The sequence below is a fragment of the Roseateles sp. P5_B10 genome (assembly GCF_056400485.1).
The window spans coordinates 1-4,565 of sequence record NZ_JBFULE010000420.1; the positions used below are offsets into that span (position 1 = coordinate 1).

The 4,565-nt window shown below is 66.9% G+C and carries 4 protein-coding genes and 1 tRNA gene; 2 read left to right on the forward strand and 3 right to left on the reverse strand.

Going from position 1 to position 4,565, the window contains the following annotated elements:
- Positions 1-1,464 (forward strand): DUF4982 domain-containing protein (locus AC1DU6_RS20850; RefSeq protein WP_477859295.1); only part of this gene is annotated, 1,464 nt, incomplete at its 5' end.
- Positions 1,465-1,561: 97 nt separating this feature from the next.
- Positions 1,562-3,322, forward strand: a complete 1,761-nt coding sequence (locus AC1DU6_RS20855; RefSeq protein WP_477859299.1) for a glycoside hydrolase family 9 protein — start codon at positions 1,562-1,564, stop codon at positions 3,320-3,322.
- 63 nt (positions 3,323-3,385) lie between these two features.
- On the opposite strand, the gene AC1DU6_RS20860 is transcribed toward AC1DU6_RS20855, so the two are convergent.
- The 3 genes from AC1DU6_RS20860 to AC1DU6_RS20870 all read right to left on the reverse strand — a co-directional run.
- Positions 3,386-3,460, reverse strand: a tRNA-Val gene (locus tag AC1DU6_RS20860).
- Between the two features lie 34 nt (positions 3,461-3,494).
- A complete protein-coding gene (dnaQ, locus tag AC1DU6_RS20865) occupies positions 3,495-4,223 on the reverse strand; it encodes a DNA polymerase III subunit epsilon (RefSeq protein ID WP_457353146.1) in 729 nt (242 codons plus the stop codon).
- 1 nt (position 4,224) lies between these two features.
- Positions 4,225-4,565 (reverse strand): prolipoprotein diacylglyceryl transferase (locus AC1DU6_RS20870; protein ID WP_477859297.1); only part of this gene is annotated, 341 nt, incomplete at its 5' end.

The window sequence follows — 4,565 nt, forward strand, 5'->3', positions numbered from 1 at the left end:
CGGCCCGTGACCGGCGCCATGCACGGCGGCCTGTTTACCGACCTGAACGCGGCGGATGCACTCGACGTCGTCGGCGTGAACTACCAGATCAGCGCCTACGACCCGTATCACAAGAAGCACCCGAAGCGCCCGATGACGAGCACCGAGGACACCGCGGCCTACATGACGCGTGGCGAGTTCGCCAGCGACCGCGCCGGCCAGGTGTTCGGCAGCTACGACGACGAGCCTTCGTCCTGGGGCAACACGCACCGCCAGGCCTGGCGCGCCATCGGCGAGCGGCCGTTCATCGCCGGCAGCTTCATCTGGACCGGCATCGACTACCGCGGCGAACCCACGCCGTACGAGTGGCCCAGCGTCGGCTCCTTCTTCGGCGCGATGGACCTGGCCGGGTTCGCCAAGACGGCGTTCTGGGTCCACCAGGCCCAGTGGGTCAAGGATCGCCCGGTCGTCAAGCTGKTGCCGCACTGGAACTGGGCCGGCCGTGAAGGCCAGGCCGTGCACGTCATGGTCGCCAGCAATGCGCCGCGCGTGCGGCTGCTGCTCAACGGCACGGCCGTCGGCGAGCAGGATGTCGACCCCTACGAAATGGCGCATTTCAAGGTGGCCTATGCCCCGGGACGCATCGAGGCCGTGGCCCTGCGAGATGGCAAGGAGATCGCACGCGACGCTGTCGAGACCAGCGGAGCGCCCGCTCGCCTCGTGCTGACGCCGGACCGCAAGACGCTGGCTGGCGACGGGCTGGATGCCATGCCGGTGACGGTCAGCGTCGTCGACGCCCAAGGGCGGCCAGTGCCGACGGCGAACGCCCTCGTGCGCTTCGAGATCGATGGCCAGGCGAGCATCATTGGCGTCGGCAACGGCGACCCGAACTCCCACGAGCCCGACAAGGCCAGCGAGCGCAGCCTGTTCAACGGCCTGGCCCAACTCATCGTGCAGGGCCGGCGCGATGGCCGCGGTGAGCTGAAGCTGCGCGCCGTCGCCGAGGGCCTGCAGGCCGCGGAAGTCGCGCTGACGCTGCAGCCAGCCGCCACACCGCCAAACGTGCCGACGGCCGAGCCGACGACGCCGCTGTTGAGCTGGCGCGTCTCTCCGTCCTATGCATCGCGACCCGACCCCAATGTCGTGCTGGCCGAGACCGACATGAACTCCTGGGGTTGGGACGAGCCGCCGATGCGCCGCGGCGCGGAGCCACMGGCCTTCCGTCTCTACCGCAGCAGTGTGCCGGTGCGTGCGGATCGCAACGACGGCCGCGCACAACTCGTCTTCGGCAGCATCGCTGGCAAGGCCGAGGTCTGGGTGGACGGCGTCAAGCTGGGCGAGAAGAACACCGTCGAGCCCGCACAATTTGCCGTGACCCTGCCCCAGGGCGGGCCGCGCCGCCAGGTGACCGTGCTGGTCGAAGCCGCGCCGGGCCAGCCCTCGGGACTGTGGGGTCGCGTGGTGCTCGAGCCAGGGGTACGCTGAACCGGCGCCACTCGCTCACCCACGGCATTTCCGATGGCCGCGTTCCGGGCGGGCGTGGCGTCGCCGACCACATCGAACGGGAATTCCTGCCTTGAACGTGAACCTTCGCGCGCCGCTGGCGCTCTGCCTGGCCTGCATCCTGAGTCTTGCCGGCTGTAGCACGTCGTCGCTTAGCCCCATCGCGCAGCAGCAACAGTCCGCTGAGATCGACACCCAGGCCATACAGCTGAACCAGGTGGGCTATCTGCCCGAGAGCGCGAAATGGGCAGTGCTGCGCGACGTGCCCGCCAGCAGCTTTGCGCTGGTCGACGCAGTGACTGGACAAGAAGTCTGGCGCGGCCCGCTGCGCAGCGCGCAACGCTGGGAGGCGGCGCAGGAGGTGCTGCACCTGGCCGACTTCTCTGCCTGGCGTCAGCCCGGCCGATACCGGCTGAAGGTTGYAGGGCTTGCGCCTTCTGCTCCTTTCGTCATCGCGGCAGACGCCTATGTGGCGCTCAATGCCGCCGCGCTCAAGTTCTTCTACTACAACCGCGCCAGCATCGCCCTCGATCCTGTCCACGCGGGTGTCTGGGCGAGGCCCGCAGGTCATCCGGACGACCGCGTGCTTGTTCATGCGTCAGCCGCTGGCCCTGGCCGGCCTGAGGGCACCGTCTTCTCAGCGCCAAAGGGTTGGTATGACGCTGGCGACTACAACAAGTACATCGTCAACTCCGGCATCACCGTCTACACGCTGCTGGCGGCCTATGAACATTTCCCGGCCTTCTTCGATGCGCAGCGCCTGACCATCCCCGAGAGCGGCAACGGCCTGCCGGACGTTCTCGATGAAGCACTGTGGAACCTGGAGTGGATGCTATCCATGCAGGATCCGGTCGATGGCGGCGTCTATCACAAGCTCACCGACAAAGGCTTTGACGGCATCGTGATGCCCCATGAGGCCCGGCACGACCGCTATGTCGTGATGAAGGCGACAGCGGCCACACTCGACTTCGCCGCCGTCATGGCACAGGCCAGCCGCGTATTCGCGGCGTTCGAGGCGCAGCGCCCGGGGTTGTCGGCACGCATGATGACCGCCTCCAAGCGTGCCTGGGACTGGGCCAAAGCGCATCCCGACGTCATCTACCGCCAGCCGGCCGATATCCACACCGGCGGTTATGACGACAACCAACTGGCTGACGAACTTGCCTGGGCCGCCGCAGAGCTCTACATCAGCACACGCGAGGACGGCTACTGGCACGCGTTCAAGCAAGCCGTGCCGCGCATCGAGATTCCGGGCTGGAGCAGCGTCGGGGCGCTGGCATGGGTAAGCCTCGCCCAGCATCGCGACCGATTGACCCCGGTAGCGGACCGCAGGCTCATCGAGGGCCAGATCAGGTCCTTGGCCACCGCGCTCGCCGAGCGTTGGGATCGATCGCCCTATCGCCTGGCCATGCAGACCGAGGACTTCATCTGGGGCAGCAATGCCGTGGCCCTGAACCAGGCCTTGATGCTCATTCAGGGATACCGCCTCGACAGTGACCGCCGCATGCTTGACGCCGCACAGTCGGCGCTTGACTTTGTCCTCGGGCGGCACCCCAGCGGATATGCCATGGTGACCGGCTTCGGAACGCGCTCGCCGCTGCATCCGCACCACCGTCCGTCTGGCGCGATGCCGCGACAGCCGCCGGTACCCGGCATGATCGTCGGCGGCCCGAACCCCGGCTCGGGCGACGATTGCCCCGGCGCCTATCCTTCCAAGGTGCCGGCCAAGGCCTACCTCGACGCCTTGTGCAGCTACACCACCAACGAGATCGCGATCAACTGGAACGCACCGCTGGTGTACGTATCAGCGGCCGTTCAAACGCTGACTCCCAAGCCATGAGTCACAAGCCGCGCATCGCACAAACGACAAACCCGGCTCAAGGCCGGGTCTGACGATTCGGATTGGTGGGCGGTGCAGGTTTCGAACCTGCGACCCCCACAGTGTGAATGTGGTGCTCTACCCCTGAGCTAACCGCCCCGAAAGCGAATCTCGACTTCCGCGAAGCCCGCGATTATGCCATGGGTTGAGCGGGCTCCAGCACTCGCCACTTGCAGGCGCCACCGGCGGCCTTGTCGAGGTCGGCAAGCAATTTCTCATGCGCCGCGGCCTCGGCTTCGCTGGCGTGCAGCACCGGCAGCACGAAGCGGCACAGGTCCACGGCCTCGATGGCGGCGTGGCTGTCGCCGCTGGCGTTGTCGCCATGCTCGTCCATCAACAGCGCGTCCTGGCCACGCGTCAGGCGGATGTAGACGTCGGCCAGCAGTTCGGCGTCCAGCAGCGCGCCGTGCAGCACGCGCTTGGTGTTGTCGACCTCGAGACGGCGGCACAACGCGTCCAGCGAATTGGCCTTGCCGGGAAAGAGGTCGCGCGCCATCAGCAGCGTGTCGCGCACGCCGCCCACATGGTCGGTCAGCACGCCGCGCTTCAGGCGCTTGAGCTCGGCATTGATGAAGCCGATGTCAAACGGCGCGTTGTGAATGACCAGCTCGGCGCCGGCCAGGAAGGCCAGCAGTTGGTCGACGATCTCGGCGAACTTGGGCTTGTCCGACAGGAAGGCCTCGGTCAGCCCGTGCACCCGCAGCGCGTCCTCGTGGCTGGCGCGCTCCGGGTTGATGTAGAGGTGCAGGTGGTTGCCGGTGAGCTGGCGGTTGACCATTTCGACGCAGCCGACCTCGATGACGCGGTCGCCCTTGTCGGCCTCCAGGCCGGTGGTTTCGGTGTCGAAGAAGATCTGTCTCATGTCAACCTTGGACCGGCCTTTGATTGCGCTTGGTGGCCCAGGCAAAGATGGCGGCACCAACGATGACCATTGGCAGGCTCAGCCACTGCCCCTGGCTCCAGCTCAGCGCGCGCAGGCCGAGGAAGTCATCGGGCTCACGGAAGTATTCGGCCACGAAGCGCAGCGCGCCATAGCCCATCATGAAGACGCCGGAGATCTGCCCGGTCGCGCGTGGCTTGCGGGCATAGAGCCACAGGATGATGAAAAGCAGCAGGCCTTCGCCCGCTGCCTGGTAGAGCTGGGAAGGATGGCGGGCAATGCCGCCGTCATTGGCCTGGGGAAAGATCATGGCCCAGGGCAGGT